The organism is Pseudorhodobacter aquimaris (genome assembly GCF_001202025.1).
Classification (GTDB): Bacteria; Pseudomonadota; Alphaproteobacteria; order Rhodobacterales; family Rhodobacteraceae; genus Pseudorhodobacter; species Pseudorhodobacter aquimaris.
Map to the genome: position 1 here is coordinate 51,315 of NZ_LGHS01000029.1, position 25,632 is coordinate 76,946.

General features: G+C 58.7%; 21 protein-coding genes and 1 pseudogene. 9 read left to right on the forward strand and 13 right to left on the reverse strand.

Annotated features, from left to right (window positions below):
* Positions 1-3: 3 nt before the first annotated feature.
* Positions 4-1,341 (reverse strand): proline--tRNA ligase, encoded by a 1,338-nt coding sequence (gene proS / locus AKU94_RS03995; RefSeq protein WP_050526041.1) that lies wholly within the window; start codon positions 1,339-1,341, stop codon positions 4-6.
* Between the two features lie 147 nt (positions 1,342-1,488).
* On the opposite strand from proS, the gene AKU94_RS04000 reads away from it, so the two are divergent.
* The 8 genes from AKU94_RS04000 to AKU94_RS04035 all read left to right on the forward strand — a co-directional run bounded on the left by AKU94_RS04000 (position 1,489) and on the right by AKU94_RS04035 (position 9,895).
* A complete protein-coding gene (locus AKU94_RS04000) occupies positions 1,489-2,571 on the forward strand; it encodes an AI-2E family transporter (RefSeq protein ID WP_050526042.1) in 1,083 nt (360 codons plus the stop codon).
* Positions 2,568-3,239: a P-loop NTPase family protein gene (locus AKU94_RS04005; protein WP_050526043.1), complete on the forward strand. Its 672-nt coding sequence runs from the start codon at positions 2,568-2,570 to the stop codon at positions 3,237-3,239. Before AKU94_RS04000 ends, AKU94_RS04005 begins: the two co-directional genes overlap by 4 nt.
* Before the next feature lie 52 nt (positions 3,240-3,291).
* Positions 3,292-5,478: an RNA degradosome polyphosphate kinase gene (locus AKU94_RS04010; RefSeq protein WP_050526044.1), complete on the forward strand. Its 2,187-nt coding sequence runs from the start codon at positions 3,292-3,294 to the stop codon at positions 5,476-5,478.
* Between the two features lie 66 nt (positions 5,479-5,544).
* Positions 5,545-7,125, forward strand: a complete 1,581-nt coding sequence (locus AKU94_RS04015; RefSeq protein ID WP_050526092.1) for a Ppx/GppA family phosphatase — start codon at positions 5,545-5,547, stop codon at positions 7,123-7,125.
* Positions 7,112-7,711: a VOC family protein gene (locus tag AKU94_RS04020; RefSeq protein ID WP_050526093.1), complete on the forward strand. Its 600-nt coding sequence runs from the start codon at positions 7,112-7,114 to the stop codon at positions 7,709-7,711. Before AKU94_RS04015 ends, AKU94_RS04020 begins: the two co-directional genes overlap by 14 nt.
* A gap of 32 nt (positions 7,712-7,743) precedes the next feature.
* A complete protein-coding gene (locus AKU94_RS04025; RefSeq protein ID WP_050526045.1) occupies positions 7,744-8,448 on the forward strand; it encodes a molecular chaperone DjiA in 705 nt (234 codons plus the stop codon).
* A complete protein-coding gene (locus AKU94_RS04030) occupies positions 8,429-9,490 on the forward strand; it encodes an endonuclease/exonuclease/phosphatase family protein (protein WP_050526046.1) in 1,062 nt (353 codons plus the stop codon). Before AKU94_RS04025 ends, AKU94_RS04030 begins: the two co-directional genes overlap by 20 nt.
* 39 nt (positions 9,491-9,529) lie before the next feature.
* On the forward strand, positions 9,530-9,895 hold the full coding sequence (locus AKU94_RS04035; RefSeq protein WP_050526047.1) for a hypothetical protein: 366 nt from the start codon (positions 9,530-9,532) through the stop codon (positions 9,893-9,895).
* A gap of 31 nt (positions 9,896-9,926) precedes the next feature.
* Here the strand turns inward: AKU94_RS04035 and scpA are convergent.
* Positions 9,927-12,055 (reverse strand): annotated as a pseudogene (gene scpA / locus AKU94_RS04040) (methylmalonyl-CoA mutase).
* 95 nt (positions 12,056-12,150) lie between these two features.
* On the opposite strand from scpA, the gene AKU94_RS04045 reads away from it, so the two are divergent.
* A complete protein-coding gene (locus AKU94_RS04045; RefSeq protein ID WP_050526048.1) occupies positions 12,151-12,588 on the forward strand; it encodes a DUF4174 domain-containing protein in 438 nt (145 codons plus the stop codon).
* 51 nt (positions 12,589-12,639) lie between these two features.
* Here AKU94_RS04045 and AKU94_RS04050 read toward each other — a convergent pair whose 3' ends face one another.
* From AKU94_RS04050 to AKU94_RS04095, 11 genes are all read right to left on the reverse strand, one after another.
* Positions 12,640-14,643: an acetyl-CoA carboxylase biotin carboxylase subunit gene (locus AKU94_RS04050; RefSeq protein WP_050526049.1), complete on the reverse strand. Its 2,004-nt coding sequence runs from the start codon at positions 14,641-14,643 to the stop codon at positions 12,640-12,642.
* A gap of 128 nt (positions 14,644-14,771) precedes the next feature.
* Positions 14,772-15,005, reverse strand: a complete 234-nt coding sequence (locus AKU94_RS04055; RefSeq protein ID WP_157056401.1) for a hypothetical protein — start codon at positions 15,003-15,005, stop codon at positions 14,772-14,774.
* A gap of 322 nt (positions 15,006-15,327) precedes the next feature.
* Positions 15,328-15,726: a hypothetical protein gene (locus tag AKU94_RS04060; protein WP_050526051.1), complete on the reverse strand. Its 399-nt coding sequence runs from the start codon at positions 15,724-15,726 to the stop codon at positions 15,328-15,330.
* An 81-nt stretch (positions 15,727-15,807) separates the two neighbouring features.
* The gene (locus tag AKU94_RS19930; protein ID WP_198144820.1) at positions 15,808-15,948 is read right to left on the reverse strand and encodes a hypothetical protein; all 141 of its coding nucleotides are present in this window, start codon (positions 15,946-15,948) and stop codon (positions 15,808-15,810) included.
* A gap of 214 nt (positions 15,949-16,162) precedes the next feature.
* Positions 16,163-16,543, reverse strand: a complete 381-nt coding sequence (locus tag AKU94_RS04065; protein ID WP_050526052.1) for a DUF6497 family protein — start codon at positions 16,541-16,543, stop codon at positions 16,163-16,165.
* On the reverse strand, positions 16,540-17,298 hold the full coding sequence (locus tag AKU94_RS04070) for a class I SAM-dependent methyltransferase (RefSeq protein WP_050526053.1): 759 nt from the start codon (positions 17,296-17,298) through the stop codon (positions 16,540-16,542). Before AKU94_RS04070 ends, AKU94_RS04065 begins: the two co-directional genes overlap by 4 nt.
* Before the next feature lie 21 nt (positions 17,299-17,319).
* Positions 17,320-18,846: an acyl-CoA carboxylase subunit beta gene (locus AKU94_RS04075; protein ID WP_050526054.1), complete on the reverse strand. Its 1,527-nt coding sequence runs from the start codon at positions 18,844-18,846 to the stop codon at positions 17,320-17,322.
* Positions 18,847-19,855: 1,009 nt separating this feature from the next.
* Positions 19,856-21,184 carry a Hint domain-containing protein gene (locus AKU94_RS04080; RefSeq protein WP_198144821.1) on the reverse strand — a complete coding sequence of 443 codons (1,329 nt, stop codon included), beginning with the start codon at positions 21,182-21,184 and terminating at the stop codon, positions 19,856-19,858.
* A gap of 177 nt (positions 21,185-21,361) precedes the next feature.
* A complete protein-coding gene (locus tag AKU94_RS04085; RefSeq protein ID WP_050526056.1) occupies positions 21,362-22,645 on the reverse strand; it encodes an MFS transporter in 1,284 nt (427 codons plus the stop codon).
* A 37-nt stretch (positions 22,646-22,682) separates the two neighbouring features.
* The gene (locus AKU94_RS04090; RefSeq protein WP_050526094.1) at positions 22,683-24,137 is read right to left on the reverse strand and encodes an MFS transporter; all 1,455 of its coding nucleotides are present in this window, start codon (positions 24,135-24,137) and stop codon (positions 22,683-22,685) included.
* Between the two features lie 248 nt (positions 24,138-24,385).
* Positions 24,386-25,534, reverse strand: coding sequence for a baeRF3 domain-containing protein (locus AKU94_RS04095; protein WP_050526057.1), 1,149 nt, complete (start codon positions 25,532-25,534; stop codon positions 24,386-24,388).
* Positions 25,535-25,632 lie beyond the last annotated feature (98 nt).

Genomic DNA, 25,632 nt, shown 5'->3' on the forward strand with positions numbered 1-25,632 from the left:
GCCTCAGATCCCGGCATAGACCTGTGTGACCCGCTCAACAGCGGCCTCTGCGGTCATTTCCTCGCTTTCGCCGGTGCGACGGCTGGTCAGCTCAACCACACCGTTTTTCAAACCACGCGGCCCGACGGTGATCCGCCACGGCAGGCCGATCAGGTCCATCGTTGCAAATTTGGCCCCCGCCCGTTCGTCGCGGTCATCATAAAGCGGGTCCAGACCGGCCTTTTGCAACGCCTTATAGATCTCCTCGCAGGCCGCATCCGTGCCCTCGTCGCCTTGCTTGAGGTTCACGATCCCGCAATGGAACGGGGTGACGCCTTCGGGCCAGATGATGCCTTTGTCGTCATGGCTCGCCTCGATGATCGCACCCAAGAGACGCGACACGCCGATGCCGTGGCTGCCCATATGAACCGGCACGCGGCCCCCGTCAGGGGTGACAACCGTGGCGCCCATAGCCTCGGAATACTTGGTCCCGAAATAGAAGATCTGCCCGACCTCGATGCCGCGCGCAGATTTTCGGCGTTCCTCGGGGACCGCCTCGAACAGATCGGCGTCATGGGTCTCATCGGTGCGGGCATAGAGCGAGGTGAACTCTTCCATCACCGCGGCACATTGCGCCTTGTCGTCGTAATCAATCTCACGCGCACCAAGTTTGATGTCGGTCACGGTGGCATCATAGAACACTTCGGATTCGCCGGTTTCGGCCAGAACCAGGAATTCATGTGTGTCATCGCCACCGATCGGGCCGCTGTCGGCGCGCATCGGGATCGCTTGCAGGCCCATACGCTCATAGGTGCGCAAATAGCTGACCAGATGGCGGTTATAGGCGTGCAGCGCGTCCTCTTTGGTCAGATCGAAGTTATAGCCGTCTTTCATCAGGAACTCACGCCCCCGCATCACACCAAAACGCGGGCGCATCTCATCGCGGAATTTCCACTGGATATGATAGAGCGTCAGCGGCAGGTCTTTGTAGCTGCCGACATGGGCGCGGAAAATGTCGGTGATCATTTCCTCATTCGTGGGACCGTAAAGCATATCCCGTCCCTGACGGTCCTTGATCCGCAGCATTTCCAAACCGTAATCATCATAGCGACCGGATTCGCGCCACAGATCGGCGGGCTGCAAAGTAGGCATCAACAAGGGGATATGGCCCGCGCGGACCTGTTCCTCATGCACGATCTGTTCGATCCGCTTGAGGACCTTATACCCCAGTGGCAACCACGAATAGATCCCCGCGGCCTGTTGTTTGATCATGCCGGCACGCAGCATATAACGGTGGCTGACGATTTGCGCATCGGCAGGGTTTTCTTTCAGAACGGGAAGGAAATAGCGCGTCAGCCGCATGGGGACACCTTTTTTGGCAAGGGGATTTGGCCCGCAGCTTTAGGCAGAATCGCCGCGCCTCGCAAGGGTTCGCCCCCTCATTTCGCCGAGGCCTTGAAAATCACGGGCCAATAGGCAATGTGTCAGGGAACAAAAACTGGGGGCGCAATGGCATTGCCGATAAACAAACAGCTGACCTACTGGGGTATTGCAGCCGCCATCTTTCTGGCCATTCTGTGGTCATTGGGACAGGTGTTGGCGCCCTTTCTGGTGGGCGGGGCGATCGCCTATTTCCTTGATCCGGTGGCCGACCGGCTGGAACGGCTGGGGCTGAGCCGTGCGATTGCGACCTCGCTGATCTCCTTGACGGTGCTGCTGGTCACGGTGCTTTTGGTGCTGGCCGTCATCCCCTCGCTGGCTGCACAGCTGACCGGGCTGGTTGAGGCATTCCCCGAAATTTTCAAACGGCTTCAGGCCTATTTGACCGAGAAGTTCCCCGATCTTTTGAATGAAGACAGCGTAATACGCCAAACCCTTCTGTCTGCCGGTGAAACTTTGAAAGGCTGGGGCACCGAGGCGGCCAAGACCCTGTTTACCAGTGCCTTGGGGGTCTTGAACGTGATCTTGTTCATGGTCGTCGTGCCGGTGGTGGCCTTTTACCTGCTGCTGGACTGGGACAATATGATTGCGCGTATCGACGGGCTTTTGCCGCGCGACCATGCGCCAACCGTCCGGCTTCTGGCGGGCCGGATCGACCGGGTTCTGGCGGCATTTGTGCGCGGCCAACTGAGCGTTTGCATCGTGCTGGGTGTGTTTTATTCGGTCGCCCTAATGCTGGCAGGATTGGATTTCGGGCTGTTGGTGGGGGCGATTGCGGGCGCGATTACCTTTATCCCCTATGTCGGGGCTTTGGTGGGCGGCGCTTTGGCAATCGGGCTTGCGCTGTTTCAATTCTGGGGGGATTGGGTGTCTATCGCGATCATCGCGGGGATTTTCGCCTTTGGCCAGTTTCTGGAAGGCAATATCATCACCCCGCGCCTTGTCGGCAATTCGGTGGGGCTGCACCCCGTCTGGTTGCTCTTTGCGCTTTCGGCTTTCGGCTCTGCCTTCGGGTTTGTCGGCATGCTGGTTGCAGTTCCGGTAACGGCGGCAATCGGGGTTTTGATGCGTTGGGCGACCGAGAAATACAAGGAGAGCCTGCTTTACCGCGGGGTTGAACAAGCCACCGTCTTTCCCAGAGATGAACTGTGACCGATCAACTGGCCTTCGATCTGCCCTTTCGCACAGGACTGGAGCGCGGGGATTTCTTTGTCTCGGCAACCAATGCGCAGGCCTTGGCGGCGCTGGATGCGTGGCGTGACTGGCCCAGCGGGAAAATGGTGCTGACCGGGCCGCCCGCTTCGGGCAAGACCCATCTGGCCCATGTCTGGTCCGATATGTCGGGCGCGGTACTGGTCGCTGCGGCAGGTCTTGCGCAGGCCGACCTGCCGGCCATCGCCAAAGCCCCCGCCGTGGTGGTCGAGGATTGCGAATCCCTGCCCCGCCATTCCGGCGCACAAGAGGCGATGTTCCATCTGCACAATATGCTGGCGGCAAAACCGGCCCCGCTGCTTATGACCGCCGCCAGCGCCCCGCGCGATTGGGGTCTGACGCTGGCCGATCTGGCAAGCCGGGTGCAGGCGGCCCCGCTGACACGGCTGGAGGCACCCGATGACGCGCTTTTGGCCGCTGTTCTGGTCAAGCTGTTTTCGGACCGGCAGATCAGCGTGAACCCCGCCCTTGTCTCCTATCTTCTGCCACGGATGGAACGCAGCTTTGACGCCGCCCGCGCGCTGGTCGCCCGGCTTGACGCCGCAGCCCTTGCCCGCCGCAGTCCGGTTTCGCGGGCTTTGGCGGCAACTGTGCTGGACAATCCCTGATCCCCCCGCCAAACTTGCGCCGGAATCATTCGCCAAAAGAGAACCCGCTCCAATGACACAAGCAGATTTTCTCGTAGCGCCGTTTCCCGATGCCATCGACCTGCCTGACGACGAACGCCTTGGTCCGCACCGTTTCTTTAACCGCGAGCTCAGCTGGCTTGCATTCAACTGGCGCGTGCTTGATGAAGCATCAAACCCCGGTGTGCCCCTGCTGGAACGTTTGCGGTTCTTGTCGATCTCGGCCACCAATCTGGATGAGTTTTATACCGTGCGCGTCGCAGGCTACCGCGCCCTGATGCGCAGCGGCAAACCTGCCCTTTCCGATGATGGTCGCACACCTACCGAACAATTGGTCCTTATCAACGAAAATGCCCGTCGGCTGTTGCAAACACAACAAAGTGTCTTTGACGCCCTGACCACCGAAATGGATACGCAGGGCATCGCGATTGAGACCCGCGCCGATTTGTCAGAAGATGATCTGAAACATCTTGAGGAGCATTTCCTCAACAAGGTGTTTCCGGTGCTGTCCCCGCTTGCGATTGATCCAGCGCATCCCTTTCCCTTCATCCCCAACGCCGGTTTCTGCCTCGCGCTGGAGTTGGAGCGCGCAAAGGACAAACGCGCCTTGCAGGCCCTGCTGCCCATCCCGCAGCAAATTGACCGCTTTGTGCCGCTGCCTGCCCAAAGCGGCGAGGCCCGGTTTTTACCCTTGGAAGAATTGCTTTTGCTGCATCTGGGTATGCTCTTTCCCGGCTATACCGACCGGGGTCACTGCACATTCCGCGTGCTGCGCGACAGTGATCTGGAGGTAGAGGACGAGGCCGAAGACCTTGTACGCGAATTTGAGACCGCCCTCAAACGCCGCCGCCGCGGCGAGGTGATCCGCCTGAAGATCAGTGCCGGCGCGCCCAAGGATCTGCGCGCCATCATCATGCAAGAGCTACAGGTCACCAATGATGACGTGGTGGAACTGCACGGGCTTTTGGGGGTTGCCGACCTCAAGGAACTGGTTCTCGACAGCCGCAAAGACCTGCAATGGCCCAAATTCAACCCACGCATCCCCGAGCGCGTGCAGGATCATGAGGGCGATATGTTCGCAGCCATCCGCAAAAAGGATATGCTGCTGCATCACCCCTATGAGACCTTTGACATGGTCATACGTTTTCTGGAACAGGCGGCGCGCGACCCGGATGTTCTGGCGATCAAGCAAACGCTTTACCGCACCAGTCAGGACAGCCCCATCGTCAGCGCGCTTTGTGAAGCGGCCGAAGCCGGCAAATCCGTAACCGCGCTGGTCGAACTCAAGGCCCGCTTTGACGAGGCCGCCAATATCCGCCAGTCGCGCCGTTTGGAGCGTGCGGGCGCCCATGTGGTTTACGGCTTTATGACCCTGAAAACCCATGCGAAAATCAGTACCGTCGTGCGGCGTGAAGGTGAAAACCTTGTCACCTATACCCATTACGGCACCGGCAATTACCACCCGATCACGGCGCGCATCTATACCGATCTGTCGTTTTTCACCTGTGATGGCCCGCTGGGCCGTGATGCGACCAAAGTGTTCAACTATCTTTCGGGCTATGTTCAGCCCGAGGGTCTGGAAAACCTTGCTATCGCGCCCAGCACCCTCAAGCCCCGCTTGCAGGAACTGATCGCCGCCGAGGCCGAACATGCCGCCGCAGGCCGCCCCGCCGAGATCTGGGTCAAGCTGAATGCGCTGGTTGAACCCGACATCATCGATGCGCTTTATGCGGCCTCAAATGCAGGTGTCAGGATCAGTCTTGTGGTGCGCGGGATCTGCGCGCTGCGTCCGGGCATCAAGGGGCTATCGGAAAACATCCGCGTAAAATCCATCGTGGGCCGGTTTTTGGAACATTCCCGCATTGTGTGCTTTGGCAACGGGCACGGCCTGCCCTCCAAGAAGGCGCGGGTGTTCATGTCCTCGGCCGACTGGATGGAACGCAACCTGTCGCGCCGGGTGGAAACCCTGTTCGAGGCCAAGAACCCGACCGTCAAGGCGCAAATTGTCAGTCAGATAATGGCCGCCAATATGGCCGATGAGGCGCAAAGCTGGGTGCTTGATGCCCATGGGAAATATACCCGCACACTGGACGCCACGGACGGGCAGCTTTTCAACTGTCACCGCTTCTTTATGGAAAACCCCTCGCTTTCAGGCCGGGGAAGTGCCGGCGCAAAGGATGTCCCCAAGCTTACCCACAGTCGCGATGAGCCCGCGAGCTAATCAATCACGTTGACCTTTTTGCTGCAACGCGGCATCAAGCACATGCAGCACCGCAGAGAGACGCCAATGGCCAAATCCAAACTCGTCGCCGCCACGCCGCCGCCTGAACCGCCTCAGGATGGCAATCCGTTTGGCCGGTCGCTTTTTGATGATCCTTCGGCCCGCGCCCTAAGCCGGTTCGGCGTGGTGGATGTTGGCTCCAACTCCATCCGTATGGTTGTTTTTGACGGGGCGGCACGATCGCCAGCATATTTTTACAACGAAAAGCTGATGGCGGGGCTGGGCAAGGGCTTGGCCGAAACCGGCATGCTGAACCCCAAGGGCAAGGAACGCGCGCTGGTGGCGCTTAAACGCTTTGCCATTCTGGCGCGGGGGATGGGGATTTCGCCACTGACCTGCGTGGCCACAGCAGCCGTGCGCGATGCCAGCGACGGCCCCGCCTTTGCTGACCGGGTCGAGGCGGAAACCGGCCTGAAACTATGGGTGGTAGATGGCGATGAAGAGGCCCGTCTGTCGGCCCAAGGGGTTTTGCTGGGCTGGCCGGGTGCCAGGGGCATCATGTGCGATATCGGCGGCAACTCGATGGAGCTGGCGCGTATCGCGGGCGGCAAAGTGGGCAAGCGCGCATCGTCACAGCTCGGCCCCTTTCGGTTGCAACAGGTCGAAGGCGGTGTAAAACAACGTCGCGCGATCATTCAGCGCGTCCTTAAAAAATTGAAAACCAAGCTGGAGATCGAGAACGAGCGGATCTATCTGGTTGGTGGGTCGTGGCGCGTGATTGCAAGGCTGGATATGGAACGCCGGAATTATCCGCTGACCGTGCTGCATGAATACCGGATGACGCCGCAATCCGCGCTCGACACGCTTGACTGGATTGCAACGAATGATCCGGCGGATTTGCGCGCCCGTACCGGCACCAGCGCGGAACGCATGGGTTTGGTGCCGTTGGCCTCTGAGGTGCTGCGCGAGATTATCCGCATCTTTGAACCCAGCGAAATCGACGTATCCTCATATGGTATCCGCGAAGGTTTGCTCTATGAGCAGATGAACGAAAAGCTGCGCAGCCGCGACCCGCTGATCGAGGCGGCGCGCGCAGCAGAGATCACCTCGGCCCGCCTGCCCGGTTTTGGCAAGAAGCTCTATAATTTCTTGTTGCCGATCTTCCAGGATGTCACCGAGGATGAGACCCGGCTGATCAAGGCCGCCTGCCTGCTGCATGATACCACCTGGCGCGCCCATCCCGATTACCGCGCCGAGGTCTGTTTCGACAATGCCACCCGCGCCAATCTTGGCGGGCTGGACCATCAGGGGCGGGTGTTCTTGGGGCTGGCGCTTTTGCATCGTTACAAGAACAGCCGAACCGGATCACGGCTCGAACCGCTTTTTGCCCTGCTAAGCCCGGAGCAGATCCAGCAGGCCGAGGTTTTGGGAAAGGCCATGCGCTTTGGCGCCATGCTCTCGGCCAGTGGCCCGGAAAGTGCGGGCAGCCTGAAGTGGGACCCCGCAACCCGGACGTTGGAGCTGACGCTGACCCCGATGGGCAAGGACCTGTTCGGAGAGGTGACACAGGCGCGGTTCAAATCACTTGCCTCTGCATTAAATGCCACCCCGAATGTGATCGAGGGCGAAGCCGATGCTGACCTTTGATCATCTGGTTCTGTCGGCCAACACCCTTGCCGAAGGGGTCGATGCCGTTGAAACCGCGCTGGGTGTGTCGCTGGCCGCAGGCGGAGAGCATGCGCTGATGGCCACCCATAACCGGCTGATGGGATTGGGTGATATCTATCTTGAGGTGATTGCGGTCAACCCTGATGCGCCGCACCCGCCCCATCCGCGCTGGTTCGACCTTGACCACTTCTCGGGGCGGCCTCGCCTGACCAATTGGGTGCTGGCCTGCGATGATCTGGATAAGGCATTGGCAGGGCTGCCCCTAGGCGTTGGCGTGCCTACAGATCTTGCGCGCGGCGATTTGCGCTGGCTTATGGCAATCCCGCCGGATGGCCAATTACCATTTAAAGGCGCGCATCCGGCGGTGATCCAATGGCAAGGGGCGCACCCCGCACAACGCCTGCCCGACAGCGGTGTAAGGCTAACCCGACTTGAAGTAATCACCCCCGATGCCGCCGCCCTTGACGGGGTGCTGGATGATCCGCGTGTCGCCATCACCCAAGGACCATCTGTGGCCATGCAGGCCCTGTTTTCCACGCCACACGGGTTGCGCGTTCTGGAATGACAGCGCCCCCTGACCACGCTATCATAGGATCTATGGAACGCTCTATCTGGACCCGTATCAATGACGCGCTGGCCGCCCTCGCCGCGGGTGAGGGGCTTTCGGTCGTGCTTGACCGACTGCGCGGGGCGCGGGTGGCAACGCCGGAACGGTCGGTCGGCTTTACCATAGCCGTGATCGCACTGGGGGCCAAATTAGCCAAGGCCGACGGGCAGGTCACCCGCAATGAGGTCGCCGCCTTTCGCAGCCTGTTCACCATCGCCCCCGAAGAAGAGGCCAATGCCGCGCGCGTCTTTAACCTTGCGCGTCAGGATGTTGCCGGGTTTGATGCCTACGCCCGCAAGATCGCCTCAATTTTTCCCGATGAGGGCAGCAAGACCCTGGTCGATCTGCTGGAGGGGTTGTTCACGATTGCCATAGCAGACGGCGATTACCACCCGAATGAAGATGCCTTTCTGGCAGAGGTGGCACGGATATTTGGCCTTGGCGACGCTTGTTTCCGCAGCCTGCGCGCCCGCTTTGTCGAGGGTGCCCCCCGAGACCCTTATGACGTGCTGGGTATTTCCCAAGATGCCAGCATGTCCGAGGCGCGCGCTGCGTGGAAACAGGCCGTGCGTGACAGCCACCCAGATCGGCTGATCGCACGCGGTGTCCCCCTCGAGGCGGTACAGCTTGCCAGTCGCCGGATGATCGACATCAACGCCGCATGGGAAGAAATCAATGGCCGACGCGCCGCCTAAACCCCTTCGCCTTGCCACCTATAACGTGGAATGGTTCAACGGGCTGTTCGATGACGACGGCGGGCTTTTGGCCGATGATGAACGCTCTGCCCGCTATGGCATCACGCGTGCCGAACAGCTGGCCGCCCTTGGCATTGTCTTTACCGCGATGGATGCCGATGGCGTCATGGTGATCGAGGCACCCGATACCGGATCGCGCCGCCTGACAACGCGGGCGCTTGAAAATTTTGCGCGGTTTTTCGGCCTGCGCACCACACGCGCGCTGCACGGGTTTACCAGCCCCACCGAACAAGAGATTGCCTTTCTCTATGATCCCGACCGGATCGAGGCCAGCCATAAACCAGTCGGCGCGCCCCCCGCCGAAGGTGATCCGGCAAAGGGGCCACGTTTTGACGGGGTATTTTGGCATGATCTGAATGCCGACGCCCGTCCTGAACGTATCCGCTTTTCCAAACCACCGTTGGAGGTGGAGATGACCGATCTTGCCACAAATCAAACCCTGCGCCTAATCGGCGTTCACGCCAAATCCAAGGTCCCCCACAGCGCGCGCACAGCCGATGAGGTCACGCGCGTCGCGATCGAGAACCGACGCAAGCAGCTGGCGCAATGTCTGTGGCTGCGCAATCGGGTTGAAACCCATCTTGCGGCCGGTGATCCCTTGTTGGTGATGGGCGATTTCAACGACGGGCCGGGACTGGATGAATATGAAAAGCTGTTTGGCAAATCGGGGATCGAGATCGTGATGGGTACCGATGCCCCGCCCGAAATGCGCATGCATGAACCCAATGCGCAGATGGTGCTGAACCGCAAGGTCGGGATCATGCCCACCTCGGCGCGGTTTTATGATCCGGTGCATAAACGTTACTTCGGGGCGCTTTTGGATTTCATTCTGGTGTCACCCGATCTGGCGGCGCGGGCACCACGCTGGCGCATCTGGCATCCGATGGATGATCCCCACTGCTGGCGCGCGCCTGAACTCTGCGAAGCCTTGCTTGCCGCCTCTGACCATTTCCCCGTGACACTTGATCTGCCAGCCGCCTGAACACTAGACAGAACGCAAAATCATCCCCATATCTTGGGGATGAAACATGCTTTTGCCCCCCTCGCCCTCTGTCTCGCCCTTGCAGCACCCGCACATGCCCAAGAGCCGGAAGAGGGGCTCGGCCTTGTGGAACGCGGTTTGCGACAGTTGTTTGAAGGGTTGATGCAGGATCTGGAACCCAGCCTTGAGGGTCTGACACAATCCCTGCGCGATCTGGAACCGATGGCGCGACAGCTTGCCGAACTGATCGGGGACGTGCGCCATTATGAGCCTCCAGAGCGTTTGGAAAACGGCGACATCATCATCCGGCGCAAGGCGGATGCCCCGCCGCCGCCGCCCCTGCCCGAACCGCCGCTGCCCGAACCGCAGGCGGACCCGCCCCCCCAAGGGCAGATCGACCTTTAGGGGCAAGGAATTACCCTGCCCCTGATGGTGTTTATTTGCGGGCCTCACGGATCAGACGCAAGATATCCTTGGCCGCTTCGGGGATATTGGTGCCGGGACCAAAGATCGCCTTGACGCCTGCATCATAGAGGAACTTGTAATCCTGCTGCGGGATAACACCGCCACAGATCACCAGAATGTCCCCTGCGCCCGCATCCCTCAGCGCCTGCACCAGCTTTGGGGCCAGCGTCTTGTGCCCTGCGGCCTGTGACGAAATCCCGATGATATGCACGTCGTTGTCCACCGCATCCTGCGCCGCTTCGGCCGGTGTCTGGAACAGGGGGCCAACATCCACGTCAAAGCCGATATCGGCAAAGGCAGTCGCGATCACCTTGGCGCCGCGGTCATGCCCGTCCTGACCCATCTTGACCACAAGCATACGCGGGCGGCGGCCCTCTTCCTCGGCAAAGGCGTCCACATCCTTCTGAATCGCGGCAAAGCCTTCGTCGCCCTCATAGGCAGCGCCGTAAACGCCAGCCAAGGTCTTTACTTCCGCACGGTGGCGGCCAAATGTCCCTTCCATAGCCAAGGAAATCTCCCCTACTGTGGCCCGGGCGCGGGCGCATTCCACCGCGGCCTCAAGCAAGTTTCCACCTTCAACGGTGCGGCGGCCCAGCTCCAGCAAGGCAGCATCACAAGCGGCTTGGTCGCGGGTCGCGCGGATTTTCTCAAGCCGCGCAATCTGGCTTTCGCGCACCGCAACATTGTCGATATCAAGGATATCAATCGGATCCTCATTCGCCAGCCGGTATTTATTGACGCCGACGATCACCTCTTCGCCACGGTCGATCATGGCTTGGCGACGTGCCGCACTTTCCTCGATCCGCAGTTTGGGCATGCCGCTTGCGACCGCTTTGGTCATGCCCCCCATGGCCTCGACTTCCTCGATCAGCTTCCAGGCCTCTTCGGCCAGTTCCGCGGTCAGGCTTTCGACATAGTAGGAGCCCGCAAGCGGATCTACGACCTTGGTCACGCCGGTTTCCTCTTGCAAGATCAACTGGGTATTGCGGGCGATCCGGGCGGAAAATTCTGTCGGCAGCGCAATCGCCTCGTCCAGCGCATTGGTGTGAAGGCTTTGCGTGCCGCCCAATGCCGCCGCCATCGCCTCATAGGCGGTGCGCACCACATTGTTATAGGGATCGGCCTCTTGCAAGCTTACGCCCGAAGTTTGGCAATGGGTCCGCAGCATCAAGGAACCGGGCTTTTTCGCGCCGAATTCAGTCATGATCCGGTGCCACAGCAGCCGCGCCGCGCGCAGCTTGGCGGTCTCCATGAAGAATTCATCCCGATGGCAAAGAAGAAGCTCAGCCGTCCGGCGAAAGCGTCCACATCCATGCCGCGCGCAATCGCGGTGCGCACATATTCGCGCCCGTCGGCCAATGTATAGGCCAGCTCTTGCACCAAATTGGCGCCCGCCTCTTGCATGTGATAACCGGAGATCGAGATGGAGTTGAATTTCGGCATCTCGGCGGCGGTATATTCGATGATATCCGCGATGATCCGCATCGAAGGTTCGGGCGGATAGACATAGGTGTTGCGGACCATGAACTCCTTCAGAATATCGTTCTGAATGGTGCCCGACAAAAGGCTGCGGTTCACGCCCTGTTCCTCACCCGTCACGATGAAATTGGCGAGGATCGGGATCACCGCGCCGTTCATCGTCATGGAAACACTGATCTTTTCCAAGGGGATGCCGTCAAAGAGGATTTTCATATCCTCAACGCTGTCGATTGCCACACCGGCCTTACCGACATCGCCCTCAACGCGAGGGTGATCACTGTCATAGCCGCGGTGGGTGGCAAGGTCGAAGGCCACCGAAACACCCTGCTGCCCCGCCGCAAGCGCCTTGCGGTAAAAGGCGTTGGATTCCTCGGCTGTGGAAAAGCCCGCATATTGGCGGATGGTCCAAGGGCGGCCAGCATACATCGTGGCCCGCACACCGCGCGTAAATGGGCCCACACCCGGCACGCCCCCCATATGCGGCAACCCTTCGACATCGGCGGCGGTGTACAAAGGTTTAACCTTGATCCCTTCCAGCGTATCCCATGTCAGGGTTGCCGGATCGCGGCCTTTGAGCTCTTTTTCCGCCACCGCAGCCCAGCTTTTAAGTGCATCCGTCATGGCTTTTCCCCTTACTGTGGTCAAAGGCACCTTCCTTTGACAATCTTACTTTGGTTTGCGGCCAAGACACCCTATATCAAGGTGAAGGAGACCGCATGAAACGACTTCAAATTCTTGTTCTCATGGCATTTCTGCCCTTTTCGGCCATCGCCCAAGCGGCAGAGCCATTGGTTGTACTGGAGGCCCAAGGGCTGGCCGTGGAGGAATTCCTCTGGCTCAAACGTCCGGTTGTGGTCTTTGCCGACAGCCCGAATGACCCGTCCGTCACCACCCAGCTTGAATATCTGGCCGAGCGTCCCGAACAACTGGCCGAGCGGGATGTTGTGGTCATCGTCGATACCGATCCCGCAGCCGCCTCACCCTTTCGCCAGAAGTTGCGCCCGCGTGGTTTTTCACTGGTGATCATGGACAAGGATGGCAGCGTCGAAATCCGCAAGCCCCGCCCTTGGGACGTGCGAGAGATTACGCGCGCCATCGACAAATTCCCACTGGCCCGCCAGGAACAGCTTGAACGCTTTCCTTCGGGGCGGTGACGGGGGCAAATTGCCCCCGTGCAGGATTGATGGCGCAGCAATCGGGTCACGTCATTCGAACTCCATGATGATCTCGTCAACCTTCAGGCTTGCGCCTGCCTCGGTGTTGATCGATTTTACCACACCTTTTTTCTCGGCGCGCAGGATGTTTTCCATCTTCATCGCCTCGACGGTGGCAAGGGCCTGGCCTTCCTGCACCTCGTCCCCCACGCCCACATTGATCTTCACGATCAACCCCGGCATCGGGCAAAGCAGAAGTTTCGAGGTATCGGGCGCCACTTTTTCCAGCATCAAACCGGCCAGATCTGCCTGACGCGGGGTGCGCACATGGCAGGTGAAATCGGCACCACGCAACCGCAAACGGAAGCCTGAGGGCACCTTGCCCACCTTCATCACCAAGGGTTTGCCATCCACCGTGAGGCGCGCCAAAGGCTGTCCGGGTGTCCAGTCGCTCTCAACCCGCATGGTTTTGCCATCGACAAAGCAAACCGTGGAACCGGCGCGATCCGCCTCGATCGTCACATCAAAGGATTGCCCTTGCAGTGACACGTTCCACGCGCTGCCAACCTTGCGCTCATGGTTGTCCATTGTGCCGGAAATCCGCGCGCGACGAATTTCGGCAACACGGTTCATCGCGGCGGCGGCGGCAACAACGCGGGCCGTCAGGCCTTCTTCAAGATCGACGCCTTGGAAACCGTCGGGATATTCTTCCTCGATAAAGGCGGTGGTGATATCGCCCGAGACAAAGCGCGGATGCTCCATCACCGCCGAGCAGAACGGCAGGTTGTGACCGATGCCCTCGACCTCAAAGGTGTCAAGTGCGAGGCGCATCTCCTCAATCGCCTCGGCACGGGTCGGCGCCCATGTGCAAAGCTTGGCGATCATCGGGTCGTAGAACATGCTGATCTCGCCGCCCTCAAACACGCCGGTATCGTTGCGCACAATGCCGCCACCAGCCGTCGCGCCCTCAACAGGGGGGCGGTAGCGGGTCAAGCGACCAATCGAGGGCAGGAAGCCACGGTAAGGGTCCTCGGCATAGAGGCGGCTTTCGATCGCCCAACCGTTGATCTTCAGATCCTCTTGCTTGAACGGCAGCTTTTCACCATCGGCAATACGGATCATCTGTTCGACCAGATCAACGCCGGTGATCAGCTCGGTCACAGGGTGTTCCACCTGCAAACGTGTGTTCATCTCTAGGAAATAGAAGTTACGCTCACCATCGACGATGAATTCCACCGTACCGGCCGAGGTATAACCGACCGCTTGCGCCAAGGCACAGGCCTGCTCGCCCATGGCTTTGCGGGTGGCCTCATCCAGAAACGGGCTTGGCGCCTCTTCGATGACCTTTTGGTTGCGGCGCTGGATAGAGCATTCGCGCTCATGCAGGTAAACGCAATTGCCGTGCTTGTCGGCCAGCACCTGAATTTCGATATGGCGCGGCTGGGTGACGAATTTCTCGATAAAGATCCGGTCATCGCCAAAGCTGTTCGCCGCCTCATTCTTGGAGGATTCGAAACCTTCCTTCACTTCGGATTCCGACCACGCAATCCGCATCCCCTTGCCGCCGCCGCCGGCCGAGGCCTTGATCATCACCGGATAGCCAATCTCACCCGAGATTTTCACCGCCTCATCCGCATCGGCGATCAGGCCCATATAGCCGGGCACGGTGGAAACCCCGGCCTCCATTGCCAGCTTTTTAGAGGTGATCTTGTCGCCCATCGATTCAATCGCAGGCGATGGCGGGCCGATAAAGACGACACCCTCTTTTTCCAAAGCGGCGGCGAAGTTCATGTTTTCACTCAAAAAACCATAGCCGGGGTGAACGGCCTCGGCGCCGGTCTGACGCACGGCCTCCATGATCTTGTCGATCACGATATAGGATTGGTTGGCCGGGGCCGGACCGATATGCACCGCCTCATCCGCCATGCGCACATGCAGCGCGTTGCGGTCGGCATCCGAATAGACCGCCACAGTCTTGATGCCCATCGCGCGGGCGGACTTGATAACGCGGCAGGCAATCTCGCCCCGGTTTGCGATCAGGATCTTTTTAAACATGGCAGCCCCTTCTTTTGGTAACGCACGCGGCGTGAAATGCAAAAGGACCACCCGCGCGTGCAGCACGGATGGTCCAGTCAGAATGTCCCCGATCAGGGAACGGTGTCAGATTAACGGTCTGGCGGTGCTCAGTAGCACTCAGGCAGGCCGGGAACGCCGCAAGAGACGCCGCCCGCCAAGGCGCCGATGAGCGCCCCTTGGGTTTTGCTGCCGCCCGTCGCGCTGGCAATAAGGGCACCTGCGCCGGCACCACCGATGGTGCGCACAGCTGCGTTATTTGCCGGAGAATTCGGGTTGTTGTTGACGCAGCCCGCAAGGGCCAGGACGACAGGAGCCGCCATAAGGATAGTGGTGATACGCATTCTGCTAAGCCTCTCGATCGTGTTATTATTGACCGAGATTCTAACGCATTTTTACCGGAGTTAAAGAAAATTCGCATCCGCATAGGCCGGCTTTTGCCGATGGCCTCGCTGCACGGACCAAAGGCCGACTTGCTGCTGGGGAAAGCAAGCCGAAAGCCTAAGGACCGGGAGCATAAAAACGCATCATTATAGTCAACGCCGCCGCGAGCGACGGCAGGGGCATTTGCCTCATCCTGCGCCACGATGGCAAAGCCATATTCTGCAACCTCTGCGTGCTGCGCAGAATTTTGCCAATTAATCATGGGGATGCGCTGGTTCATGCTTATGCGTCCTCATCGCCCCAATCGTCCCAGTCGTCATCCAGTGGGGGGGCGTCGGGGGCAAAGACCTTGGGAAAGGACGCTTCGGCAACTTTGACATTTACCTTCAGCAGCGCCTCGTAAGACGCGGGATCAAAGGGATCCTCGGCCGCGACCACCTCACGCCCGAACAGCCACGACAGTCGGCCGGCATCCAGATTGCCACGCTCGAACGGTTCTTCGCCGAAGTGGATCCAAAGCGCTTTGAGAAAACCTTCATCCGCGGCACGATCCGTGGACGCACGGTCACGGTAGCGTTCACGGCGGATGATCTTGGTTGCCCCCGCCTTATTGGCCCGGCGGATCACAAATTGAAAATCGGTGGACGGAAGCCGTCCTGGAAATCCGCGGTGTTTGATCATGCTGCACCCCCGATCCGGATAGGTGCAGATAGAAAAAGGGCGGGCATGGCACCAAGTGCGCCAACAGCCCGCCCCCGGGTATTACTTGTATTTACCGGTGTAAACCGGCTCTTCGGAAACCACGTCTTCAATATAGACGACTTCGGGTTCTTTTTTCGCGCCGCAAGCTGCAAGGAAAGCAACAGTGCAGAGTGCCAGAATTGTTTTTGTGCTCGTCGACATCCTCTACTCCTAGTTTTTTGTGGGATAATCGCCGCAGATTGGCCCGCGACGCTGCCCAAATGTGAGGTATAGACCGCTTGGGTTCGGCCTTTGCAAATCATAGCCGAGCCGAAATGCAAATGACACTGGATATTATTTATCGTGGCGGTTTGTGGCTTGGCTACATCACGGAGCGGTGATGGGTGGGCCTTGGCCCCCAAGTATAGTGGTATCATCAAAAAATCTCCGATATGCAGGTATCACCGTCCATGCGGTAAGCTTCGAAAAATTGTGTCGCATCGGGGTCGGACTGGCCAAAAGGCAGCGCGATATCCGAGAGCGACAGGATGATTTGCACGCGGCGCGCCTGTTGTGCATCTAACTGTGGCAAAACAAAACTACTGCACAGATAGGCCATATCGGCCACGGCCGTATCATGGTCAAGCGCGCGCCCCGCCCGGGCGATCAGGGGGGCGATAAAACGCGCGCGCAAAACCAGATCGCTCCCCTCCTCCCAAAACATCTCTTGCAAGGTAACAGGCTGTCCGGATGGCACCGGAAGCGAAACCTCCCCGCCTGCGACGCGCCATAAAAGTTCGTCTCTACCCCCGGTCATGCCGCAGCCTTGCGCAGCAAAACCCGCCGCGTTTTTGGTGGCGCGTCAAGATCGCTCAAGCTGCCGAATTGCGACAGTGTTTTGGCCTGTGCCGTTGCGGTTGCAGCCCTCAGATCAAAAATCGCAGCGCCGCCGGGGCGCAGCGCCTTGTCCAGAAACGGCACATAGAGATCTACGGGATAGTGGAACCCGCATGACAGGAAAGACACCACAAGATCAACAGGTTCAATCGTTTCAGGCGCGGTATCGCGCGGGTTCAATGTTGCGATCTTTGCCGGTGCAACACCATTGGCACACAGCAATTCCTTGGCCCGTCCAAGGCTTGAATAGGCCGCCCCCTCAGCTTGATACCCGAAATGGCGATGCTCGTTGCTTTCAAGATCGATCAGGACCAGTTCGGGATTCAAATCCCTGGCCAGAAACAGATCGAAAAATGCATAGCCACAGCCTATATCCGCCACCCGCGTAGGCGCAATCTCATGCAAGACCGGCGCGAGCGCGCGATACTCGGCATGGATCACCCCTACCGCTCGTTGCGCAATCATTACGCCCAGACGATCAACCTCTGCCTCCATCGGCGTAAGATCACCCGCCCCCCAAGCCCGGATCACCTGCCCAGAACGGGGGCGGTCAAACATTACCTCAGACCGCTGCAAGATCAGGTTGATCAAATCACCCCGATCCAGACAGCCCAAGTCCAACCCGGAAACCACCGGATTTTCAGCCTCTTTGGCAATATCAAGACCCTGTTGCATCAGATGCTCCGCTTTTGTGAGTTATAGCGGGATGTTATCGTGCTTTTTCCAAGGATTTGTAAGCTTCTTGCCGCGCAAACTTGCAAAAGCCCGCGAAATACGGCGACGGGTGGACTGCGGCATGATCACCTCATCGATGAAGCCCTTTTCAGCGGCCACAAAGGGGTTGGCGAAACGGTCTTCATATTCTTTGGTGCGCTCTGCGATTTCCTCAGCGGTTTTGCCGCGGTAGATGATTTCGGTCGCACCCTTTGCGCCCATCACCGCGATTTCCGCAGTCGGCCAGGCATAGTTGAAATCACCCCGCAGATGCTTGGAGGCCATCACGTCATAAGCGCCACCGTAGGCCTTGCGCGTGATCACCGTGACCTTCGGCACAGTCGCCTCGCCGTAAGCGAACAGCAGTTTTGCACCATGCTTGATAACGCCGCCGTATTCTTGGGACGTACCGGGCAAAAAGCCGGGCACATCTACCAGCGTCAGGATCGGAATTTCAAAGGCATCACAAAAGCGAACAAAACGCGCGGCCTTGCGGCTGCTGTCGATATCAAGGCAACCAGCCAGAACCATCGGCTGATTGGCCACCACCCCCACGGTTTGCCCTTCAAGACGGATAAAACCGGTGATGATATTCCCCGCAAAAGCCGCCTGAATTTCAAAGAAATCGCCCTCATCAGCCAACTTCAGGATCAATTCTTTCATGTCATAAGGTTGGTTCGGATTGTCGGGGATCAGCGTATCGAGACTGGTTTCAATCCGCGCCGGATCATCAAAGAAGGGCCGGACAGGTGCACGCTCACGGTTAGAAAGCGGCAGGAAGTCGATCAGACGACGGGTTTCGGCCAAGGCCTCTACGTCATTTTCATAGGCGCCATCGGCCACGCTCGACTTTTTGGTATGCGTACCGGCACCGCCCAACTCTTCGGCGGTAACCACCTCGTTCGTAACAGTTTTTACAACATCGGGGCCGGTCACGAACATATAGCTGCTGTCTTTGACCATAAAGATGAAATCGGTCATCGCAGGCGAATAGACAGCGCCCCCCGCACATGGCCCCATGATCAGGCTGATCTGCGGCACCACGCCCGAGGCCATGATATTGCGCTGGAACACCTCGGCGTAACCTGCAAGGCTGGCCACGCCTTCCTGAATGCGCGCACCGCCAGAATCGTTAATCCCGATCACTGGCGCACCGTTTTGCATCGCCATATCCATGATCTTGCATATTTTCTGCGCATGGGTCTCGGACAAAGATCCGCCGAATACCGTAAAATCCTGTGAGAACACATAGACCTGACGCCCGTTCACCGTTCCCCAGCCGGTCACAACACCGTCACCATAGGGGCGGTCCTTTTCCATACCGAAATCGGTACAGCGATGCGCAACGAAAGTGTCGAACTCTTCAAAAGAGCCCTCATCCAGCAAAAGCTCCACCCGCTCGCGCGCCGTCAGCTTGCCCTTGGCATGCTGCGCATCGATACGGCGCTCCCCCCCACCCATACGGGCGGTTTCACGGCGGTCTTCCAGCTCTTGCAAGATATCTTTCATCACGGCGCTCCCCTTCGGATTTCCAGCAACCTAACGCCCTAACCCCAGTTGGGGAAGGATAAAGCAGAAAATTTGCAAATTATTGGCAGTTCGTGTTATGCAAAATGCAAATTAGCAAATCACAGGCTACTTATGTCAGTCTGTGTCGGACCCACGAATAAATGTCCATTGGCGGGGGTTTTTGCCCACTTAACCACAAGGTTAGTGTCCACTCCCCACCCGAAGAAAATCAAAATCGTATTAAATCAACGTGTTACGAAATATGGAGTTTGCAGCGCATCTCCAGCAGGATCATTTCCTGAGCCGCACCCCCAAGGTTGACGGTGGCACCACATCTCTCACCAAACTCAACCGGCCTTGTTCATCATGAGCAAGGGTCTTTGCAGGCCCGGTTTTTCCTTCTTATAGCGCCGCCTCTCGAGGTAAGGCGTCATGCGGCTATGCCGCATCAATTATCAAAAGGATCTGCCATGACCAACTTCCGATTTATGAACGCGCACTTTCCGGACCCACCTCTGTCCAGGGATGAGGTCGCCATACGGCTTACTTCCCACAAAAGGAAACTCCTTGCCGTTTGAGCGTGCCTGGCCAAGCCGTTGAATGCAGACGGCACTGTTGACTAGCAAGGATACCGTTGATCCAATGGTGGAGGGAAGAGCCGCACAGACCTGGCTGGTCGCCACGCGCAGCCTTCGTGCGACACAGCCAAAACGCAAGAAGTTCGATCGTGATGCTGTTCTTGCAGCCATGGAGGCCATCCTCTGCGCGCCGTCTAAGCGGCGGGCAGGCAGGGCCTTCCTCTCGTTACACCCGTTTCCCCCACATTGCGTTTTCCCAAGATCGGGTTTTGCCCGGTGTACAACAAGGGATGGCTGCATCCGCTGAAGCAAGATGAAACAACTGGCCAACATTACTGGCACGACTTGCTGAGGGCCAAAGTCATAACAGAGGGCTAAAGCCCTAGCTGTAGCTTATGTCACGACAGGCCGACAGGCGAGCGCGCAGCTTTTTAGGATTGCATCCCGGATGACCCTGATTGGTGTAGGACGGTCCATATATCTGTGCCAAGCCGCTCAAAGACCGGTTTTTTATTCTTCAGGTGCCGCGCAACAAGCTGCTTTTGCAATCGCCCAAGCGGGACGGGTTGGGCAGTCGGTTCCGCATAGGTATTGGACATCAATTCCGGAAATAACGTCAGAATTTCGCGCCGCGCGTCCGCCGAAACCATTTTGAGCGATTCAGGGCCGGTATAGAAACTTTCCGTAGGGGCGGCCTCTGCCAGGATCACCTCATGGTGATCAAACATCACATGGAAATATTCAATCTCCCGGATGTTCTCATCAATGAAAATGCCTGGCAAGACCGTCAGCCTAATAGCCGCGACAAGCACTTTGCTGCTGTCAAACATGCGTTTTGCAATTCTGGATGAAACCAGCATCCGGTGATGGCGCGACACCAGCAAATCCCGTTTTGGCAAGTCGCTTCCCAAGGCGCCCGCAGAAATCCTGACAGGGCGCAGGTTATCCGTGCCGCCCGACGCTTTGCCAAAGAAAACGCGCTGTGACCCAATCCAGCGAATTTTCCGCGCGGTGCCGCCTATTGTACAAACCCAATCACCCACGCAAAGGTTTTCTACTGGAACCTCACCGCCCGGTGTCAGGATCAAGGTGCCATTGGTGAAACAAGGGATCGTATCGACATGGACATTTTCATCATAAATCGCGACACCGTCGATTGTACCATCGAAAAATCCCGACAATGAATCCGCGGTACCATCACCGCTTTGCGCTTGCGTCGCTCCGATGACGATCGGCTCGCTATTGCCTGCCATCGTCAGTGCCTGGCTTCCGGTATCGACAATCTCACCATCGACAACAAGCTGACTGCCTGTCGGGCCCCAGGTGTAAATAACGGTCAAAGGCTCTCCCAGCGTGACATGCCCGCCCTGGAAAAAGATCGAGCTGTCAGGTGTCTGATGGCGCACGGCAACGCTGCCGTCGGATTTAACGTAGATCGTAAGATGTCCGCCACCGTCAAACCCGCTGGAATCCCGGGAAAAAAGTGTCTGGGCAGCATTTGTGCCCCAAGGATTATCCCCGACCGAGGCACTCTCTTGAGTGAATGTAATCACCACTGATCCGGTGTCCAGGTCGAAACTTGGATCGTAAGGAATTTCGGCATAGTCATTGCTGCCGTCAAATACACCTGCGCCCGACCCGGTAGTCGTTGCGCCATTTTCAAAGGTTGCGTCCTGGGCGGCATCATCGCCGGTCTCGCTGTCGGCACCGGTGGTTGAACCCGGCGTTTCATCGAAGGTCCATAACGCTATTCTTGCCATATCGGACATGTCCCCGGGTCGCACAACATGCCGAGGCGAAGGCCCCGAGCCAGTTACAATTCCTGACCACTGTCCCGCATCAAGGTTACCTTGGGGTTTAAGATTCTGCGAAAAGTAAATAAAATTTTCCGACAAACTGCCTCGATCAGCGGCCAAAGGCTGGCAGCGTCCGGCACATCACGCCTTGATCTCATCAAGACCTTTCGTGATGAAAATGGAAGCCAGCGCCATTGCGGCAAAAATCATCAGCGTTACATGCGGCCCCGCCAGTGACGCCAGCGCACCGAAAATCCCTGACCCAAGCAACAGCAGTCCAATTACCGTGTTTGACACCGCAGTATAGGCAGCGCGGCTGTCTTCGGGCGCCATATCCACCAGATAGATCACGCGCCCCTGCCGCACCCCGTGATAGGCAATCATCAGCACGAACAGCACCAGCGGCAGCGCCCAACCTGTGCCAGACATGCCTGCCAGATCCAACGCCACCGCCGAGGATAACGCCGTCGCTCCGGCCAAGGCCGAGAGCATCAGCACACTGCGGCTGGACCTGTCCGCCAATCGCCCCCAGATCCATGAGCTTAACAAGGATGCGATAGAAGATGCCAGAACCAGCGCGCCGAGGCGGTCAAAACCGCCCTGCCCCGCCTGCGCGCCCAGCAACACAATGTAGGGCGGCGCAAGGGCGGTCGACGTCAAAAGGCCACGCGCATAGATGAAGCGGCGCAGTTGCGGGTCGCTGCGCAGGATGGAGAGTTGGCTGCACGCAGGCGTCCCCTTTGCCCCCGGTGCGGCCTCTTCCCATAACCCCGAGAACAGCAGCCCCGCGCCCAGCCACAACAGCGCCGCCAGTCCGATTGCCACAAGAACCAATATCGCCCTGTCCACCAGACCGGACATCAGAATAAATGCAAAGATCACAACCGCGCCCGCACCCAGAGAGGTGGCAGTGCCGGTCGCCGCACCGCGCCGCGACTGGCCCACCGTCTTACCCAGCACATCGCTGTAGCTGACCGAACAGATAGAGCGCGACACCGCCAACACCGCCAAGAGCGCACAGATTGCGACCCCTGCGCCAGCGCCCGTCAATGTCAGTGACGCCAGCACGATCCCTGCGGCAGCGGCCCCCTGTCCAGCGCTGCCTGCGACCCATGCCCATTTGCGCCGGTCCATCGCCTGCACATGCGGGGCTGTGAACAGTTGCGGCAACAACGCTCCCGCCTCACGGATCGGCACCAGCAGCCCGACGAAAAAAGCCGACGCCCCCAAATGGTCCAACAGCCATGACAGCACCAGTTTTGGATCGATCAGCCCATCGGCGATCTTGCTCATCGACAATGAACCGGCATGACGCAGGAAATTCCCCGGCTCTCGTTCGGCCTGTGCATCCGACAGACCGCCCTTGCCATCGGTGCTGTCCACCAGCGCCTCAAACACTGTTTCCTCGAAATCAGGTGTTGTCATGGGCTTTCCCGTCCGTTTTTCCACTTGTCGCCGCGTGCTATTGTTTTCTGTCCCTAAGGTCTTTTAGCGCGACCAGCAGCGCCAGCATCACCACCAGCGCGACCAAAGCCAGCCCCATGATCATCGCCGTTCCCCAGGACGAGACCGCGAGCGTGGCAAACACCGCCGCTGTGATCACCGCAATGCCGATCGCTGTGCCGATCCTCTGACCTGTCTGCATGATCGCGCCCGAGCTTCCCGCATATTCCAGCGGCACCTCGGCCAGTGTCAGCGTCTGGTTCGGGCTGATAACCATGCCCTGCGCCACCCCGACAAAGGACAGCGCCCCCATCAGCCACCAGATGCTCAGAAGGCCTGCCTCGACCAGAATGACGACAAGGATGCTTAGCCCAAGACCGAAAAGACCAATAAGCAACCCCGCGACCACCAGCTTGCGGCCAATACGTGCGACCCGTTTCCCGGCCCAATGGGCAGCATAGGCCGACAGCAAGGCCGCCGGAATACCAAAGGCGGCCGATTGCAGCGCCGTTTTCCCATCCCCCTCCTGAACATAGAGCGCGACCAGCACCCAGACGCTGGTTACCCCCATGAAATAGAGCGCCATGATACCGATGCCATTGGTATAGCTGCGGGTCGAGAAAATCTTGAGATCAACCATCGGGCTTAGCCCCAACCCGGCATAGCGTCGCTCCCACCTGACCCAAAGCCAGACCAGCACAAGACCGGCAGGCAGCAGCAGCCAGATCAGCGCGCCGCCCCGCCCCTCCATAAAGGGAAAAAGAACGGCTAGAACCGCCAGCCCCAAAAGAACGGCCCCAACGGGATCAAGCGAACGCAGACCACTGCCCGTGCGCGGCAACCGTGAAATAAGAGGGCGCGGAAACCACAAAAGCCCAAGGGTGATGGCCAGCACGCCGATTGGAACATTGACCAGAAATGTCAGACGCCAACCAAGATCCGCGCCGCCAAGCTCAATCAAGAGGCCGCCCAGAACCGGCCCGATCGCCACCGAAAGACCGACCGTTGTACCGAAATACCCGAAAGCTCGCCCGCGCGCACCACCCCGGAAATAGTGCTGAATCATGCCCAAGCCCTGCGGATTCAGCAGGCCCGAGCCGATGCCTTGCACAAAGCGTGCGCCATTCAGCCATTCCGCATTCGGTGCCATCCCCGCCGCGATAGATGCGAGTGTAAAGATGGTCACCCCGATCAGAAACAGCCCGCCCCGCCCCATGATGTCGCCGGCACGCCCCGCCGCGACCAGAACAACGCCAAAGGTCAGCGCATAGCCCGATAGCACCCATTGCATATCCGCCTCGGAGGCATTGAGACCGTGCCGGATCGACGGCAACGCCACATTTACGATGCTCACGCTGACCAGCGTCATAAAGATCGTTACCAGTAGCACAGACAGGATACGCCATCTTACTGGATCCGTTGTCGGATCGGCCTCATCCTGCGCGGCTGTATTTGCATTTGTCTTCGTCGGCACCAAGTTCAGGACCCTTTTGTTTGCGCAACCAGTAGTCCGGTGTAGCCTGCCCGCAGGCCTATTGCTACCCGGTCGCAACACCTTGGCATTTACAGAATATTTCCTGAACATATTTAGCACTTATCGGCTTCTTTGATGCTGCTGCAGGCCAAATCCTGTCAGCGAGAGCCGATGGGCATCGCAATCAGCGAAGTGCAGTTACAAGAGCGGCGCTGAAAGCAGGCAATCACAAATTGCCTGACCCCTGCTTAGAACCTGAAAATCGCGGCGATGCCGGTATCCGAGGGCATCTCTTCGGGCGGGACGACCACGACCTCTCCGCCGGTGCCCAGTGTCTGCGTGGCCAGATCGTCGAGCAGATCATCCACATCCGGATCTTCAAGGCGGGCAAAGCTGACGTGACCGGTTTCAGGATCAAAGCGTCCCGGCACCACGCGATCGGCGTCGATCAGCAAGGTTGCAATACTACCGGCGGATGCTGCCTTGCCGATCACGGTCAAATCCGCGCTGCCACGATCATTGGCCTGGGACGTCTTGAACTGCTCAACCAGCGCATCCAGACGCTCAAGGTATCGGGTGCGCGCGATGTCCCACGCGCGCGCGCGCAACTCATCGGCCGTGACCGACGCAGGATCGACGTCTATGGCCTGCTCCATCATTGCGGGATTGTCGCTGATGCTACGGAACAGACTGTGATGTTCTGGCAAGGCCGCCAGAATAAGCGGGATGCCTGAAGGTTTGGAATAGCTCTTGGCAACAGCCACATCCACAGCGCGAAAGAATTGGCGCGTCTCGTTATCGGTCAACTCGCGCCGCAGGGTCATGCCGTGGCGGGTTGTCTGCCCCGATCCGCCCGGCCCATGGGCGCGTTTCATACGCTCGGGGTCGTTATTGTCGCTGTGGATTACATCGCCCAGGCTTGCCGGGAAATCGGCATTCAGTGCCACTTCATCCAGCGTATAACGGTTGCCCTCAAATAAGGTTGCCGCGTGGCGACTGATACCCAGAACATGAAAGCGATCTGCCGATTGCAAAATCCGCATCAGCGGCTTGGTGTGAAAACTGTCCGCGACAATCGCTTTTTCGGTGACGCTGCGGTGCAGATTATAGACCTTGAACACCTCGGGCGTGGCAAAGATGGCAATGCCATCGAGCGTGTGGTTCCAGAACGGCCCGTTCTCTGCCAGCGCGCGAAAGGGACGCAACAGCGCCGCTATGTCGCGGCCCGCATATTGACGCGCCAAGGATGCCTCGAGATCCTTCAAAAGATTTCCGAAACGGATCGGGTCCTGCTTGCGATCAGGAAAGGTCCGGTGTGTCGGCTGATATAACGAGATGCAGGGGCCATCGTGATCGGCGAGCAAAACCGTCTTGTAGTCATGTTCAAGCGTATTCATTTCATGTCTCCATTCACCATAGATCATCAAAGAGCCTGACCGGTTGGTCAGGCCCAGCGAGGAAGTTACAGATTATTCACAGAGTCCGGCCAAGAGGC

What these genes read in the sequence shown, in the direction of transcription:
- proS (WP_050526041.1), bottom strand. Translation starts at nt 1,341, where the DNA reads ATGCGGCTGACGCGCTATTTCCTTCCCGTTCTGAAAGAAAACCCTGCC.
- AKU94_RS04000 (WP_050526042.1), top strand. Translation starts at nt 1,489, where the DNA reads ATGGCATTGCCGATAAACAAACAGCTGACCTACTGGGGTATTGCAGCC.
- AKU94_RS04010 (WP_050526044.1), top strand. Translation starts at nt 3,292, where the DNA reads ATGACACAAGCAGATTTTCTCGTAGCGCCGTTTCCCGATGCCATCGAC.
- AKU94_RS04015 (WP_050526092.1), top strand. Translation starts at nt 5,545, where the DNA reads ATGGCCAAATCCAAACTCGTCGCCGCCACGCCGCCGCCTGAACCGCCT.
- AKU94_RS04020 (WP_050526093.1), top strand. Translation starts at nt 7,112, where the DNA reads ATGCTGACCTTTGATCATCTGGTTCTGTCGGCCAACACCCTTGCCGAA.
- AKU94_RS04025 (WP_050526045.1), top strand. Translation starts at nt 7,744, where the DNA reads ATGGAACGCTCTATCTGGACCCGTATCAATGACGCGCTGGCCGCCCTC.
- AKU94_RS04030 (WP_050526046.1), top strand. Translation starts at nt 8,429, where the DNA reads ATGGCCGACGCGCCGCCTAAACCCCTTCGCCTTGCCACCTATAACGTG.
- AKU94_RS04035 (WP_050526047.1), top strand. Translation starts at nt 9,530, where the DNA reads ATGAAACATGCTTTTGCCCCCCTCGCCCTCTGTCTCGCCCTTGCAGCA.
- AKU94_RS04045 (WP_050526048.1), top strand. Translation starts at nt 12,151, where the DNA reads ATGAAACGACTTCAAATTCTTGTTCTCATGGCATTTCTGCCCTTTTCG.
- AKU94_RS04050 (WP_050526049.1), bottom strand. Translation starts at nt 14,643, where the DNA reads ATGTTTAAAAAGATCCTGATCGCAAACCGGGGCGAGATTGCCTGCCGC.
- AKU94_RS04055 (WP_157056401.1), bottom strand. Translation starts at nt 15,005, where the DNA reads ATGCGTATCACCACTATCCTTATGGCGGCTCCTGTCGTCCTGGCCCTT.
- AKU94_RS04060 (WP_050526051.1), bottom strand. Translation starts at nt 15,726, where the DNA reads ATGATCAAACACCGCGGATTTCCAGGACGGCTTCCGTCCACCGATTTT.
- AKU94_RS19930 (WP_198144820.1), bottom strand. Translation starts at nt 15,948, where the DNA reads ATGTCGACGAGCACAAAAACAATTCTGGCACTCTGCACTGTTGCTTTC.
- AKU94_RS04065 (WP_050526052.1), bottom strand. Translation starts at nt 16,543, where the DNA reads ATGACCGGGGGTAGAGACGAACTTTTATGGCGCGTCGCAGGCGGGGAG.
- AKU94_RS04070 (WP_050526053.1), bottom strand. Translation starts at nt 17,298, where the DNA reads ATGCAACAGGGTCTTGATATTGCCAAAGAGGCTGAAAATCCGGTGGTT.
- AKU94_RS04075 (WP_050526054.1), bottom strand. Translation starts at nt 18,846, where the DNA reads ATGAAAGATATCTTGCAAGAGCTGGAAGACCGCCGTGAAACCGCCCGT.
- AKU94_RS04080 (WP_198144821.1), bottom strand. Translation starts at nt 21,184, where the DNA reads ATGGCAAGAATAGCGTTATGGACCTTCGATGAAACGCCGGGTTCAACC.
- AKU94_RS04085 (WP_050526056.1), bottom strand. Translation starts at nt 22,645, where the DNA reads ATGACAACACCTGATTTCGAGGAAACAGTGTTTGAGGCGCTGGTGGAC.
- AKU94_RS04095 (WP_050526057.1), bottom strand. Translation starts at nt 25,534, where the DNA reads ATGAATACGCTTGAACATGACTACAAGACGGTTTTGCTCGCCGATCAC.